The 12,682-nt window shown below is 70.2% G+C and carries 13 protein-coding genes and 1 other RNA gene; 7 read left to right on the top strand and 7 right to left on the bottom strand.

Going from position 1 to position 12,682, the window contains the following annotated elements; genetic code table 11:
• The first annotated feature begins 6 nt into the window (after positions 1 to 6).
• Positions 7 to 792 carry a hydroxyacylglutathione hydrolase gene (gene gloB / locus AC1DW3_RS03420; RefSeq protein ID WP_477928775.1) on the top strand — a complete coding sequence of 262 codons (786 nt, stop codon included), beginning with the start codon at positions 7 to 9 and terminating at the stop codon, positions 790 to 792.
• Positions 789 to 2,363, top strand: coding sequence for a transglycosylase SLT domain-containing protein (locus AC1DW3_RS03415; RefSeq protein ID WP_477928581.1), 1,575 nt, complete (start codon positions 789 to 791; stop codon positions 2,361 to 2,363). Before gloB ends, AC1DW3_RS03415 begins: the two co-directional genes overlap by 4 nt.
• Here the strand turns inward: AC1DW3_RS03415 and AC1DW3_RS03410 are convergent, their stop codons facing one another.
• From AC1DW3_RS03410 to dnaX, 4 genes are read right to left on the bottom strand one after another with little or no spacing between them, the layout of a single operon-like run.
• Positions 2,364 to 2,756, bottom strand: a complete 393-nt coding sequence (locus tag AC1DW3_RS03410) for an MAPEG family protein (RefSeq protein ID WP_477928579.1) — start codon at positions 2,754 to 2,756, stop codon at positions 2,364 to 2,366. It abuts the gene before it with no gap.
• A gap of 14 nt (positions 2,757 to 2,770) precedes the next feature.
• Positions 2,771 to 3,361 (bottom strand): recombination mediator RecR, encoded by a 591-nt coding sequence (recR, locus tag AC1DW3_RS03405; RefSeq protein WP_477928774.1) that lies wholly within the window; start codon positions 3,359 to 3,361, stop codon positions 2,771 to 2,773.
• Positions 3,349 to 3,675, bottom strand: a complete 327-nt coding sequence (locus AC1DW3_RS03400; RefSeq protein WP_477928577.1) for a YbaB/EbfC family nucleoid-associated protein — start codon at positions 3,673 to 3,675, stop codon at positions 3,349 to 3,351. Before AC1DW3_RS03400 ends, recR begins: the two co-directional genes overlap by 13 nt.
• A gap of 14 nt (positions 3,676 to 3,689) precedes the next feature.
• On the bottom strand, positions 3,690 to 5,555 hold the full coding sequence (gene dnaX / locus AC1DW3_RS03395) for a DNA polymerase III subunit gamma/tau (protein ID WP_477928575.1): 1,866 nt from the start codon (positions 5,553 to 5,555) through the stop codon (positions 3,690 to 3,692).
• 41 nt (positions 5,556 to 5,596) lie between these two features.
• Between dnaX and AC1DW3_RS03390 the strand changes: the two genes are divergently transcribed.
• The 5 genes from AC1DW3_RS03390 (at position 5,597) to AC1DW3_RS03370 (ending at position 10,758) form a co-directional block, all read left to right on the top strand.
• Positions 5,597 to 6,709, top strand: coding sequence for an AIR synthase-related protein (locus tag AC1DW3_RS03390; protein WP_477928573.1), 1,113 nt, complete (start codon positions 5,597 to 5,599; stop codon positions 6,707 to 6,709).
• Between the two features lie 165 nt (positions 6,710 to 6,874).
• Positions 6,875 to 7,261: a SirB2 family protein gene (locus tag AC1DW3_RS03385; protein WP_477928572.1), complete on the top strand. Its 387-nt coding sequence runs from the start codon at positions 6,875 to 6,877 to the stop codon at positions 7,259 to 7,261.
• A gap of 28 nt (positions 7,262 to 7,289) precedes the next feature.
• Positions 7,290 to 7,387: signal recognition particle sRNA small type (ffs, locus tag AC1DW3_RS03380), an RNA gene on the top strand.
• Between the two features lie 33 nt (positions 7,388 to 7,420).
• Entirely contained in the window at positions 7,421 to 9,553 is a 2,133-nt protein-coding gene (locus tag AC1DW3_RS03375) for a winged helix-turn-helix domain-containing protein (RefSeq protein WP_477928570.1), read from the top strand.
• Positions 9,554 to 9,708: 155 nt separating this feature from the next.
• The gene (locus AC1DW3_RS03370) at positions 9,709 to 10,758 is read left to right on the top strand and encodes a Kelch repeat-containing protein (RefSeq protein WP_477928568.1); all 1,050 of its coding nucleotides are present in this window, start codon (positions 9,709 to 9,711) and stop codon (positions 10,756 to 10,758) included.
• Positions 10,759 to 10,840: 82 nt separating this feature from the next.
• On the opposite strand, the gene AC1DW3_RS03365 is transcribed toward AC1DW3_RS03370, so the two are convergent.
• Genes AC1DW3_RS03365 through AC1DW3_RS03355 form a run of 3 tightly spaced genes read right to left on the bottom strand, consistent with a single transcriptional unit; the run spans position 10,841 to position 12,605 of the window.
• On the bottom strand, positions 10,841 to 11,257 hold the full coding sequence (locus tag AC1DW3_RS03365; protein WP_477928566.1) for a hypothetical protein: 417 nt from the start codon (positions 11,255 to 11,257) through the stop codon (positions 10,841 to 10,843).
• Between the two features lie 25 nt (positions 11,258 to 11,282).
• Entirely contained in the window at positions 11,283 to 12,218 is a 936-nt protein-coding gene (locus AC1DW3_RS03360) for an OmpA family protein (RefSeq protein ID WP_477928564.1), read from the bottom strand.
• A gap of 18 nt (positions 12,219 to 12,236) precedes the next feature.
• On the bottom strand, positions 12,237 to 12,605 hold the full coding sequence (locus AC1DW3_RS03355; protein WP_477928562.1) for a DUF4398 domain-containing protein: 369 nt from the start codon (positions 12,603 to 12,605) through the stop codon (positions 12,237 to 12,239).
• Positions 12,606 to 12,682 lie beyond the last annotated feature (77 nt).

Below are 12,682 nucleotides of genomic sequence, written 5' to 3'. Positions count from 1 at the left end.
GCGCCTTTGACGCTTACGCCGATTCCCGCTTTCGACGACAACTACCTCTGGCTGCTGGACAACGGCCGCGAGGCCCTCGTCGTCGATCCCGGTGACGCAGCGCCGGTGGCGGCTGTGCTCGACGCCCGGGGCCTGACGCTCGCCGGCATTCTATTGACCCACCACCATGGCGATCATGTCGGTGGCGTCGAAGCACTGCGCCCTCGCCTGAAGGGCCCCATCTACGCACCCGCCCACGAGAAGATGCCCGAGCCGGTGCAGCGCCTGCAGGGCGGCGACGCGGTCGAACTGCTGGGCCTGAACTTCGCCGTCATGGACGTGCCCGGCCACACGGCGGGTCACATCGCCTACTTTGCCGCCGAGGTCCCCGGCGGCGATCCCTTGCTGTTCTGCGGCGACACCCTGTTCAGCGCCGGCTGTGGCCGCCTCTTCGAGGGCACGCCGGCGCAGATGCATGCCTCGCTGCAGTCCCTGGCCGCGCTGCCACCCGAGACGCGCGTCTGCTGCGCCCATGAATACACGCTGTCCAACCTGCGTTTTGCGCGCGAGGTGGACCCCGGCAACGCGGCCCTGGCGGCCTATGCCGCCTGGTGCGAGACCGAACGCGCCGCGAACCGGCCCACGCTGCCGGGTCGCATCGGCAACGAAGTCCGCATCAACCCTTTCCTGCGCTGTACAGAACCCGCGCTGCGCGAAGCCGCCCGCCGCCACGCGCCCCTCAAACTCCCGGCCGCGCCCAGCCCGGTCGATGTGTTCGCCACGCTGCGCGAATGGAAGAACGGATTCCGATGACCCTGATCCACCGACTCTCCCCTCTGGTATTGGCCGCCCTGCTGGCCGCTTGTGCCACCACCACCCCGCCCGCGGACGTCGCCGCACCGGACACCCCGCTCTCCCCTCCCGCCGCCCTTGCCGTCGCCAGCGCCACGGCCGAACCCACAGTGGCTCCCGTGCCGGTGCGCACGATGGCGGCCGAGCTGCTCGAAGACAACCTGCGCCCTGGCGAGAAGATCGACCTCGACGGCCCGGAAGTGAACGCCGACCTCTGGGCCCGCGTGCGCAAGGGCTTCCAGCTGCAGGACCTCGACGACGACTGGGTGCGCAAGGCCGAGGCCTGGTACAGCGCCCGACCCGACTACGTCGAGCGCATGACGACGCGCGGCAGCCGCTACCTCTTCCACATCCTCGACGAGGTCGAGAAGCGCGGCATGCCCGCCGAGCTGGCCCTGCTGCCCTTCGTGGAGAGCGCCTTCGTCACCCACGCCGTGTCGACGGCCAAGGCCACCGGCATGTGGCAGTTCATGCCCGCCACCGGCCGCGACTTCGACCTGAAGCAGAACATCTTCCGCGACGACCGCCGCGACGTGCTCGCCTCCACGCGGGCGGCGCTGGACTACCTGGGCCGCCTGCACAAGCAGTTCGGCGACTGGCATCTGGCGCTGGCCGCCTACAACTGGGGCCAGGGCAATGTGCAGAAGGCCATCGCGCGCAACCAGAAGCTCGGGCTGCCGACCGACTACGCCAGCCTGAAGATGCCGGACGAGACGCGCTACTACGTGCCCAAGCTGCAGGCCGTGAAGAACATCGTCTTCGCGCCCGACCGCTATGCGCTGGTGCTGCCGGTGGTGGCCAACCACCCCTATTTCCTGAGCGTGAAGATCGAGCGCGACATCGACGTGGCCCTGGCCGCCCAACTCGCCGGCATCACGCTGGAAACCTTCCAGCAGTTCAACCCGCAGATGAACAAGCCGGTCATCCTGGCCGCCGCCACGCCGCAGGTGCTGCTGCCCTATGACCAGGCCAGCGCCTTTGCCGAGAACCTGGCGCGACACAGCGGCCCGCTGGCGAGCTGGACGGCCTGGGTCGTGCCCAAGACCATGAGCCCCGGCGAGGCCGCCAAGCGTGCCGGCACCAGCGAAGCCCTGCTGCGCGACATCAACAAGATCCCGCCCAAGATGCTGGTCAAGGCCGGCTCCACGCTGCTGGTGCCACGCGGCGAGCATGTGCACGCCGACGTGTCGGAGCGCCTGGCCGACACCGCCAGCCTCAACCTCGCGCCCGATGCGCCACCGCTGCGCCGCGTCAGCCTCAAGGCCGGCAAGGCCGACACCGTCGCCGCCATCGCGGCCCGCTACAAGGTCAAGGCCGAGCAGGTCGCGCAGTGGAACAAGATGAGCGCCAACGGCCGCTTCAAGCCGGGCCAGGCCATCGTCGTCTACACGGCGAACACGGCGCCGCCCAAGGCCACGGTGGCCAAGGCCGCACCCGCCAAGACCGTGAAGGTGGCCGCCGCCAACAAGGCGCAGCCCAAGGCCAAGGGCGGCAGCAAGGGCCGCACCGTCGTGGCCGCAGCCACTCCCTGATCAGGGAATAAAGAAGAGCGCGACGCAGGCCGCCAGGCCAGCAAACCACGCCAGCGAGCGCAGTGTGGCCAGGTTGGCCAGATACAGGCCGATGAAGGCCAGGCGCGCCGCGATGAAGGCCATGGCCAGGGCGTCCACCGTGGCCTGGGCAGCTTGATGCTGGTGCGCGATGAAAAGGCCGGCGGCGAAGATCGGCAAGGCCTCCCAGCTGTTGGACTGGGCAGCATGGGCTCGAGCGTGCCAGCCGTCCAGCCTGGCCAGCCATTCGCGCGGGCTGTGGTTGTCAAAGCCCCCGTCACGCCAGCGCTTGCCAATGCCCTTGGACTTGGCCATCAAGGTGCAGCCCAGCGGCAGCAGGCAGGCAATGAGCAGGCAGTACTGCGCAATGGTCATCGGGATCTCCTCCTCTAGCGGCGGTCACTCAGGGCATGCGCGATGGTGCCCAGGTCCACATATTCGAGTTCACTGCCCACGGGCACGCCACGCGCCAGCCGTGTCGACTTGATGCCGCGTGCGCGCAAGGCCTCAGCCAGCACGTGCGCCGTGGCCTCGCCCTCGGCCGTGAAGCTGGTGGCGAGGATGACTTCCTCGACGCCCGCTTCGGCCGCGCGCGCCAGCAGTTCGGCCGCGCCTATCTGGCGCGTGCCGACACCGTCCAGCGGCGACAGCCGCCCGAGCAGCACGAAGTAATAGCCGCGGTAGGACGCGGTGCGCTCCAGCGCTGCCTGGTCGGCCGGCGTCTCGACGACGCACAGCAGCCGCGCGTCGCGCTCGGTGTCCGTGCAGACGCTGCAGATCGGCGTCTCGCTGAAGGTGTGGCAGCGCTCGCAATGCTTGATGCGCTCAGCCGCCGCCGTCAGCGCCTCGGCCAGGCGCGGCATCGCCAGCCTGTCATGCTGCAGCAGGTGGTAGGCCATGCGCTGGGCCGATTTCTGGCCCACGCCGGGCAGGCGCTTGAGCGCCTCGATCAGCGTCTCAAGCGCGTTCAAAACGGGAATTTCATCCCCGGGGGCATGGGCATGCCTTGCGTCAGCCTGCCCATCTTCTCGGAGCTGGTCGCCTCGGCGCGGCGGGCCGCGTCGTTGAAGGCGGCGGCGACGAGGTCTTCCAGCATGTCCTTGTCATCGGCCAGCAGGCTGGGGTCGATGGTGACGCGGCGGACTTCGTGCTTGCAGGTCATCAGCACCTTGACGAGGCCGGCGCCGCTCTGGCCCTCGACCTCGATGTTGGCGAGTTCGTCCTGCGCCTTCTTCAGGTTGTCCTGCATCGCCTGGGCTTGCTTCATCAAGCCGGCGAGTTGGCCTTTCATCATGATCGTGTCCTTGTCTACGGAGTGGGCGTCAGCGGCTGCACCGAACCGGGCAGGATGCGTGCTGACGGGAATTGGGAAAGCAGCGTCCGCGTCATCGGATGCTGGGCGGCGAGGTCTTCGGCCGCACGCTGCTGGGCTTCGGCCCGGGCGACCGTGCGCAGGGCGATGGAGTCTTCGGCCACGCCGACCTCAATGTCGAGCTTTGCGTCGAGGGCCGCTTCGAGTTTGCTGACCAGGGCCGGCGCGCGCAGCGATTCGCGCTCGACGCGCAGCGTCCAGACCTCGCGGCCGTCGGCGCTGGCGCAGCCCAGGGCCTGGGCCTGGCGGGCCAGCTCGCCCGTCATGCCCACCAGGTTGAGGGCCGCGATGCGCTCGGCCCACTGCGCACCTTCGCGCGTCTCGCGCAGCTCGGCGCGGCGCGGCGCTTCGGGCTCGCGAGCCGCAGCAGCCACCGGCGCGGGCGCGTCGTCCGCGTCCATCCAGGGCGGCGGTGCGTCGTCGGGCGGCGGGCCGTCCGGGTCCATGGCCGCCTCGGCCTCGGCTTCGACCGGCTTGGGGCGCAGGCGGTCACTGGGCTTGGGTGCGGCCGGCTCGGCCACGGCGGCTGCGGCGACAACCGGTGTCGGCGCCACAACCCGGGGTGCAGCGACAGGTTCAGCGACCGGCGCGGCCACCACGGCAGCCGGCGCCGCCACCTTGGGCAGGGGCACCGCGACGACCGCCTTGGCCACCGCCTGGGGCCTCACCAGGGCCGCGGCCTTGACGGGCCTGGCGCTGGTGCCCGCCGGCCGGAAGGCCAGCATGCGCAGCAGCACCATCAAGAGGCCCGCGTATTCATCGGGCGCCAGATGCAGCTCGGCGCGGCCATGCAGGGCCATGCTGTACATCAGCTGGATCTCGTCGGCCGGAAGCAGAGCGGCCAGGCGGCGGATCTCGGCAGTCTCGTTGTCGGCATCGTCCAGCGCCGTCGGCGCAGCTTGGGCCAGCGCCATCTGCTGCAACAGCGTGGCCAGGTCCTCCAGCGTGCCGGCGGCCGACAAACCCGCGCCGCGCAGCGCATCCGCCTGGGCCACGACGGCTTCGCCGCTCGCCGCCGCCAGCGCGTCGACGATGGCGACGACATGGCCACGGTCCACGCTGCCCAGCATCTGGCGCACACCGGCTTCGCTCAGCGAGCCCGCGCCGAAGGCGATGGCCTGGTCGGTCAGCGACAGCCCGTCGCGCATCGAGCCGCGCGCCGCGCGCGACAGCAGGCGCAGCGCGCCCGGCTCGGCCGGCACGTTCTCGGCGCCCAGCACATTGCCCAGATGCATCTGCACGTCCGCCGCCGCCATCGGGCGCAGATTGAACTGCAGGCAGCGCGACAGCACGGTGACCGGCACCTTCTGCGGGTCGGTCGTCGCCAGCACGAACTTCAGGTAGTCGGGCGGCTCCTCCAGCGTCTTCAGCATCGCGTTGAAGGCGGTGTTGGACAGCATGTGCACTTCGTCGATCATGTAGACCTTGAAGCGCCCGACGACCGGCTTGTAGACGGCCTGGTCCAGCAGCTGCGAGATCTCCTCGACGCCACGGTTGGACGCCGCGTCCAGCTCCACGTAGTCGACGAAGCGGCCCGAATCGATGTCCCGGCAGGCCGGGCAGACGCCACAGGGCTGGGCCGTGATGCCACCCGTGCCGTCCGGCCCGGTGCAGTTGAGGCTCTTGGCCAGGATGCGCGACACCGTCGTCTTGCCGACGCCGCGGGTGCCGGTGAACAGATAGGCGTGGTGCAGGCGCCCCTGCGTCAAGGCATTGGCGAGGGCCTGCACGACATGCTCCTGCCCCACAAGCTGCTCGAAACTCTGCGGACGGTATTTGCGGGCCAGGACCTGATAACTCATGGCGGTCATTCTATGAGTGGCCCTCCGTCGATAATTGCGGGATGACCTCCCCTGCAGCACCCCTCACCTACGACCAGGCCGGCGTCAACTACGACCTGATCGACCCGCTGAAGATCACAGCCCAGCGCGCCGCCGCCGCCACGGCCTCCCACCTGGCCGGCCATGGCTTCACCGAGGTCAAGGCCTCGCGTGGCGAGTCGGCCTATGTCGTCGACGTGGGGCCGTTCTACCTGGCCTCCATCGTCGAATGCCTGGGCACCAAGACCCTGGTGGCCGACGAGATGGCCAAGCTGACGGGCAAGAGCTTCTTTGCCGGCATCGCCCAGGACACCATCGCGATGGCCGTCAACGACCTGATCACCGTCGGCGCCACGCCGCTGGTCGTGCAGGCCTACTGGGCCGCCGGCGGCAGCGACTGGTTCGGCGACGCCCAGCGCGCCCAGGCCCTGGTGGCCGGCTGGAAGGCCGCCTGCGACACCTGCCAGGTCGCCTGGGGCGGCGGCGAGACGCCGGCCCTGGCCGGCATCGTCGAGGACGGCCGCATCGACCTGGCCGCCTCCTGCACCGGCCTCATCAACCCCAAGGAGCGCCTGTCGGTCGGCGACAAACTGGGCGCCGGCGACGCCATCGTGCTGCTGGCCTCCAGCGGCATCCATGCCAACGGCCTGAGCCTGGCGCGCAAGCTGGCCGAGCGCCTGCCCCAGGGTTATCTGACCGAGATCGAGCCTGGCGTCAGCTACGGCGAAGCGCTGCTCGCACCCACCGCGCTGTATTCGCCCGTCACCGAGGCTCTGTGGAAGGCCGGTATCGCGCCCCACTACTGCGCCAACATCACCGGCCACGGTTGGCGCAAGCTGCTGCGCCACCCGTCGCAGCTGACCTATCGCATCCACACCGTGCCGCCCAAGACGGCGGTGCTGGACTTCATCCAGCAGCAGGCCGGCCAGGACGACCGCGAGGCCTATTCGACGCTGAACATGGGCGCGGGCTTCGCCATCTTCGTCAGGGCCGAGGACGCAGAGCGCACTGCGCAGGTCGCGCGCGACTGCGGCATCCAGGCGTGGGTAGCCGGCACCGTCGAGGCGGGTGAGAAGCAGCTGCTGATCGAGCCGCTGGACATCCGCTTCAGCGAAGACGACCTCGCGCTGCGCTGAGATGGGGAACTCGTCCGCATTCCCGCGGGCCGCGCGCTGGGCCGCTCCCGAGCCGGCCCGCTCAGGCGATGTGCTTGCGGCTCAATGCCGCAAGCATCGCCGTCCCCTCGGGGGACCGACCGGGGTCGCCCGCGTTCAGCGCGGCGAGACCGGGCGAGGGGCTCCATGAGTTGGTATTACACGCAGATGATCCAGTGGCATGTGCTGCTGGCTTGGTGCAGCGTGGGGCTGTTTTTCATACGCGGCCTGCTGGTGCAGTTCGGCACGCCCCAACTGCAAGCGTTGGCCAAGGACGCTCGCCTGCTGGTGCTGGTGTTCGGCGTCAACGCCTGCCTTGTCGTCACGGGCCTGAGCCTGTGGGGCTCCATCGGCTACAGCCCCATCCGCGACTGGTGGCTGGGTGCCAAGCTGGTCGCGCTGGTGGGCTACATGATCTGCGGCCACTGGGCCATGAGCCAGGCGCGGCTGCACCTGCTGGGCTATCTCACCGCACTCGCCTTGCTGGCCCTGGCGATGGATTTGTCCATCAATCGGCAGTTCCTTCCAGGCTGACCCTCATGGGGCAAGTAGAATGGTCAGCGACGGGCCTCCCCGCATGGAAGCGCGCCCAACCGGGTCAGGTGGGGAACCAAGCAGCCCTAAGCGTTGCAACCAGTGCCGGGGGTAAGGCTCGTCACCCCTCCCCTCCTCTTTTGAAGACCGACGCCAACCATGGCGGCGGCTGACGCGCGCCCGCTCGCCGCGCAGCCCTTCCAGATCGGCGACTGGACGGTCGATGCCAACGGCAACCGCCTGCTGCGCGACGGCGAGGTTCGCCCCCTGCGCTTCAAGGCCATGGCCCTGCTGCTGCTGCTGGCCGAAAGGGCCGGCCAGACGGTGCCGCGCGAGGACATCGTCGCGCTGATCTGGGACGGCAACGAATACGTCGCGCCCCAGGCCATCAACAACGCGATCTGGTCCATCCGCCAGGCCCTGGGCGACGACAGCGAATCACCGCGCTACCTGGAAACCATCCCGAAGAAGGGCTACCGGCTCATCGCGCCGGTGCGGGTGATGGCGCCCGAAACCGCCCAGGCGGCCGCCGCCACGCCAGCGCCGGCCCGGCGCTGGCCGGTGCTGGTGGCCGCGCTGCTGGCCATCGTGCTGGCAGGCGCCGGGTTCTGGCTGCAGCGCGGCGCCGAGCCGGCTGCGAGCGAGCCCGTCCGCTGGAGCATCGCGCCCCTTACCCAGTACGCCGGCCACGAATTCATCGGCGCGCTGTCGCCGGACGGCCGCCAGCTCGCTTTCGGCTGGTGGCAGGGCCAGGGCCAGGCCGAGCTCTATCTGCGCGGCGCCGCCGACCCGCAGGCCAAGCCCCAGGCCATCGGCGGTGGCGTGGGCGACATCGTCGGCCTGTCCTGGGCTCCGGACGGCCAGTCCATCGTCTATGCCGCCCGACCGACGCCCGAGAAATGCCAGCTCTGGATCTACGAGCTGCGCCAGGCCAGCCGCCGTGCACTGGCCTCCTGCCACCCGCTCTTCACGCCCATCGTGGCCTGGTCGCCGCGCGGCGACCGCATCGCCTTCACGGGCGACCAGGGCGATCCGGCCGGCGGGGCTGGCCTGTTCCTGATCGCGCCCGAAGGCGGCGCGGCCCAGCGGCTCACGCACAGCCCACCCCAGGCCCTGCCCGACCACCAGCCGGCCTGGTCGCCGGACGGCCGGCGCCTGGCCTTCGCGCGTGGCGACGCGGTGGGCGGCACGCGCGACCTGTTCGAGCTGGACGTGGCCAGCGGCGCCGTCACGCGGCTGAGTCGCGAGAAGCTGCACTATCTGCATGGCATCACCTACGCGGCCGATGGCCAGGACCTGATCTACGCGACGACCCAGCACGACGCCCGCATGCTGATGCGCTGGGACCGCCGCCACGCCCGTGCCGTGCCGCTCGGGCTGGAAGGCAGCGCACCGGCCATGGGCCGCGACGGCCAGCTCGTCTACGCGCTGATGCGCAGCCACGTCAGCATCGGCGAGGTGAAGCTGGACGGCAGCGATGCCGCACCACGCCGGCTCGTCGGCTCCGTCGCCTCCGATCGCCAGCCCGACGTCAACGCCGCCCAGCGCCTGCTGGCCTTCAGCTCGCGGCGCTCCGGCCTGCCGCAGATCTGGACGGTGCGCCTCGACGGCGGCCAGGCCCAGGGCCTCACGCGGCTGCCGGGCCGGGCCACCGCGCCGGCCTGGTCGGCCGACGGGCGCCGGCTCGCCTTCCTGGGCCATTGCGGCGAACAGCAGCGCTCGGGCCTGTGCCTGCTGGACGGCGAAGGCGGCCCTGAGGGTGGCAAACCGCGCGCGCTGGCGGCCGACGGCTTCCTCTACGGCCCGCCGGCCTGGGACGGTGCGCACATCTGGGTTACCAGCAACCGTGGCAGCCAGACCGGCAGCACCTGGCAGCTGTGGCGCTTCGCGCAAGACGGCAGCGGCGGCCAGGCCATCGCCGGCCTGCCCGCGCCGGCCGAAGCCAGCCGGGTCGCGAGCGACGGCCGGCGCGTCTATTTCCAGCCGTCCGGTTCCTCCCAGTTGCTGGCGCTGACGCCGGCCGGCGGCGCCATCGAACGGCTAGCCGTGGTGGCCGACGGCGCCAGCCTCGTCGACTGGACCCTGCACCCCGACGGCGTGCTGGCCCTGACCCGCTCGGACGCCGAACGTTTCGAACTCACGCCCTGGCGCGGCGGCCCGCGCCGCGTGCTGGCCCGGCATGCCCTCGGCAGCTTCCCGGAAATGGCGGCATTCAGCCTGGGCGAAGGCGGACTGAGCGTCTTCGTGGAGCTCGCCGACCTCGCCTATGCGGACCTGATGCTGGCCCACTGATCATTTGCAAGCCGTTGATTTGCAAGTGAAATTTATTTTGGATGGCGGCTGGATGCCGATTGGAGCGCGAATGCTTGCCGGGTGCTGAGGCGAGATTTCCTAATGGCCTGACCTGGCCCCGACCGCGGGCCGTCATGCCAACCAGGAGACCCCTCGTGACCCTCAGAAGAGCGCCTATCCCCATGCTGCCTTTGCTGACCCTGCTGACCAGCCTGTCCGCCTGCGGTGGTGGCGGCAGCGCGGCACCGTCTCCGGCCCCTGCACCTGCCCCCGCACCGGCACCGGCTCCTGCCCCCGCGCCTGCTCCCGCACCGGCCGGTTGGACGCCATTGGCCGACCTGCCCGCCGGTGCCGCCAAGTTTGGCGTGGCCGAGGTGAACGGCAAGCTGTTCGTGACCGGCGGCTACGACACCAGCCGCACGGTCTACGCCTATGACATCAGCGCCAACACCTGGACAGCCGGCCCCAATCTGCCGCGCGGCACGGACAACGTCGCCGCGCTAGGGTCGGGCGGCAAGGTCTATGCGCTGGGCGGCGAGGCCAGCACGTCGCTGCAGGTCTACGACCCGGCCAGCAACAGCTGGGTACTGGGCCCCGCCCTGCCCAGCGGCCGCTTCGCCAGCGCGGCGGCGGCGCTGAACGGCAAGCTCTATCTGCTGGGCGGCTGGAACCTCAGCAACGCGGCGAGCGCCTCGCTGGCCAGCCTGTCGGCCTTCGACACCGCGGGCAACGCCTGGATGGCCGACACGCTGACGCCCATGCCCACGGCACGCAACGCGGCGGCGGCTGGCGTCATCAGTGCGCAGATCCACGTCGTGGGCGGCCGCTCACCCGGCATCCGCAGCAACGACCATTTGAGCCTGGCCACGCATGAGATCTACAACCCGCTGACCAACACCTGGCAGACGGCGGCGGCCATGCCCACGGCACGCGGCGGCATTGCCGCGGCGGTATTGAACGGCAAGCTCTATGTGTTCGGTGGAGAGGCGACCACGGCCAGCGGCAGCACGGTCAGCAACGCGGTGGAGCGCTACGACCCGGCCACCAACAGCTGGCAGGTGCTGGACACCATGCCTTATCGCGCCCACGGCCTGGGGGCCGTGGCGGTGGGCACTGCGATCTATGTGATGGGGGGCTTCACGGCCGGCTCGGATGCGGTGGGCACGGAGTCGCGGGCGCTCTATCGCTTCCAGCCCCCGAACTGAGAAAGTGGAATCGGCCGGACACCCGCATGGATGCGGGCCTCCGGCCGATCTGGTCAGGGGCTGCAAAGCCCTCTCGTGACGCTCAGCTACCTGGCGCCTTGGCGACCTCGGTCGAACGCACCGTCAGCGTCGTCAGCTGTCCGCCACCCTGCACACTGCCCGTCACCAGGCCTTCGCGCACGCGGCGCTCGCACATCTCGCGGTCTTCCAGCGGCTGGGCCTGGCAGCGCTTGAGGGCATTGGCGGCCCACTGCTCGGACCGGTCATCCGGCGAGATCAGCTTGCCCTGGCGGGCCTGCGCATAGGCCGCGCCGGCTTCGCGCAGACAGACATCGCGCGGCTGATTGGTCTGGCCGGTCATGCAGGCGGCGCGTTCACGCTCGTACTGCATGCGCAGCGAATCGACGTTCTTGGCTTTGGGTGCCGCCTGGGCGGCGCTGCCCAGTACGAGCAGGGCGGCGGCAAGCCAGGCGGCGGTGTGACATCGGCGGGTGTTCATTGCGATCTCCTTCACGGATGCGGCCTCAGCCGCGGGCCCGAACCGGCTGGTTGTCGTTCGAGATATAGACCTCGACGCGGCGGTTCATCGCGCGGTCGGACGTGCTGGCGTTGCTGGCCACCGGGTAGGCCTCACCGTAGCCGCGGGTCGCGACACGGGTAGCGTCCACGCCCTGGGCGCGCAGCGCATCGGCCACGGCCTGCGAGCGGCGCTGCGACAGCGTCAGATTGGTGGCGTCGCTTCCGGTACTGTCGGTGAAGCCCTCGATCAGGACGCGACGGTCAGGATGCTGGTTCAGGTAGTGGGCCAGCTTGGCGATCGCTGTCTGCGCGTTGGGCTTGATCTCGGCACGACCGGTCTCGAACAGCACGTCGCCCAGCGTGACCAGCATGCCGCGGTCGGTCTGCTTGGCCTGCAGATCGGCCAGCTCCTGTGCCAGCGCGGCGGCCTGGGCCTGGGCGTTGGCAGCCTGAGCCTGAGCGTTGGCTGCATCGGCATTGGCGGCGGCGGCCTGCTGGCGCGCGGCGTTGGCATCGGCGTTGGCATTCGCCGCCGCGATCTGTGCATTGGCGGCCTGGTTCTGGGCAACGTTGGCACGGCGCGCGTTGGCGTCGGCACGGGCGCGCTCGCGGTCGGCCTCGGCGGCCTTGATGGCCTCTTCCTCGGTCGCGGCGCGGCCGATGGCCATCGCCGTGCGGGCCTGGGTCGACGCGACATAGGCGGCCGAGTCGATGTCAGCAGGCGACTCGCGCTTGGCGCTCAGCTCTTCAGCCCGGCGCAGCGAATCGGCGGCCTTCTTGGCGTCCAGCGAGGCGTACTTCAGCACGGCCGGATCGGACTCGGCGCTGCGCACATTGGCGCGCGCCTGCTGCAGGCCGGGCGTGACGGTGGGGGCGCTGGCGCAGCCGGCGAACAGAGCGGCGGCTGCGGCCAGGACAGTCAGTTGGGCGAAGTTCTTCATGGCAATCCTTTCGATGAATCAGGAACGGTTCAGCTGCACCTGCAGCTGCTGGATGCTTTGGCGCACCTCGGCCAGCGCGCGGCTGGAACGGGCGGAGCGCGCCGTCGCCTGGGCGAGGGCCGCGTCGGCCGCGGCTTCGTCCGCGAGTTGGCGTGCCTGCACATAGTCCTTGCGGGCCATGGCGGCATTGGCGCGGGCCAGCTTGTCGCGGGCCGTGGACAGTTCGGCGGGCGCCTCGGCCGCATTGCCAGAGGCCTGCTCCACCGAGGAATTGGCCACGGCCATCTGTTCCTTCGGGGCGTCGGCTGTCGACGCACATCCGGCCAGGGCCGTGGCAGCAAGGGCCGCCAGCAAAACAGCCCGGCCATTCATCGAATGGTGATTCATACGAACTCCTGTGGTTTCAAATACCCGGCGTTCGCGCATCACGCCCCGCCGGGCTCGGGTTCTTTGAGGATGCAAAT

This window comes from Roseateles sp. P2_H4 (assembly GCF_056403315.1).
The sequence above is the reverse complement of the archived record's forward strand: the minus strand, read 5'-3'. Positions and strand labels throughout refer to the sequence as shown.